Source organism: Actinomycetospora sp. NBRC 106375 (assembly GCF_030269665.1).
Classification (GTDB): Bacteria; Actinomycetota; Actinomycetes; order Mycobacteriales; family Pseudonocardiaceae; genus Actinomycetospora.
On record NZ_BSTS01000063.1, the window covers coordinates 1 to 1,435 of the forward strand.

Consider the following 1,435-nt stretch of genomic DNA (forward strand, 5'->3'; position numbering starts at 1 on the left):
ACGACCCCGACCTGCTGCTCGCCCTGTTGATCTACGCCTATTGCCACGGGGTTCGCTCATCGCGGCAGATCCAGCAGCGCTGCGTCACGGACGTGGCATTCCGGGTGCTGTGCGCCCAGGACGTCCCCGACCACACGACGATCGCCCGGTTCCGCGCCGAGCACCAAGAAGTATTCGCGGGGCTGTTCACCCAAGTGCTGCAGATCGCCGCGGCCGTGGGGCTGGCCCGCTTCGGCACCGTCGCGATCGACGGCACCAAGATCGCTGCGAACGCCTCGATGGACGCCAATCGCCACCGGGACTGGCTGGTCGATGAGGTCGACGCGCTGGTGCGCGACGCGGAGCAGGTCGACGCCGCCGAGGACGCCACCCAGCACGAGACCGGCGACCATGGTGACGGGCACCGGATGCCCGCGGGCCTGCGGGATCGCAGTGGACGTGCCCAGCGGCTGCGGACGGCGTTGGCCGAGATCACCGCGCGCGAGCACGCCGATGAGCAGGCCGCGCAGCAGCGGGAAGCCGATGCGGTGCAGCGGCTGCAACAGGCCCAAGCTGGGACCCCGAGGGTCGGGCGCATCCCGCGCGGGCCGCATCGGCTGGACGAGGCCCGGGCGCATCTGGCCCGCGCCACTGCTCGCCAGCAGGCCAAGCACGACCGCCGGGCCGCTCTGATCGCCGCCGGCCGCCGACCGACCGGTCGCCCCCCGGCCCCGGTTGAGGAGCATCCGCATGTCGTGCGTGCGCAACGGGCTGTGGACTCCGCCTTGGCCGAGCAGGACTCGCCTTCGGTCGCCGAGCCCACCGCGGCTCGCGGCTCCACCCGCAAGCCTCACCGGCCCGGCGAAGCAGTGGCCAACACCAGCGACCCGTGCTCGCGTCTGATGCCCACCCGTCGCGGATTCCTGCAGGGCTACAACGCGCAAGTGGCTGTGACCGCCGACCAGCTCATCGCGGCGGTGCAGGTCGGTCAGAGCTCGAACGACCAGGCCGCGTTCGTTCCGATGATGCGCGCGGTCGAGCAGGCCGCCGGGCAGCTGCACGAGCGCACCGGACACCCTGAGCATGTGATCGGCACCGTGCTCGCCGACGCCGGCTATTCCAGCGACGCCAACCTCGCCGCGCCCGGACCCGACCGGCTGATCGCGTTGGGCAAGGCCCGTGACCAGGCCAGAACCTCCCGCGCGGCCCCCGCCGACGGGCCAACACCCGCCGAGGCGACACCCCGCGAAGCCATGCGCCACCGGCTACGCACCGAGTACGGCGCCCAGCTCTACAAGCGCCGCGGCGCCACCGTCGAACCCGGCATCGGGAACCTCAAGAAGATCCTCGATCGGTTCTCCCGACGCGGTCTGGCCGCCGCCACCAGCGAGCTGCACCTCGCGGCCACCGCCTTCAACCTCCGCAAGCTCCACCTCGCCATCGCCCTCGGCGCCTA

Annotated in this window: 1 protein-coding gene; it reads left to right on the forward strand. The window is 72.1% G+C overall.

Translation table 11 applies throughout. From position 1 onward, the window contains the following. Positions 1-1,435, forward strand: a 1,435-nt coding sequence (locus QSK03_RS32855; protein ID WP_285660033.1) for a transposase, incomplete at both ends; no start/stop codon positions are given.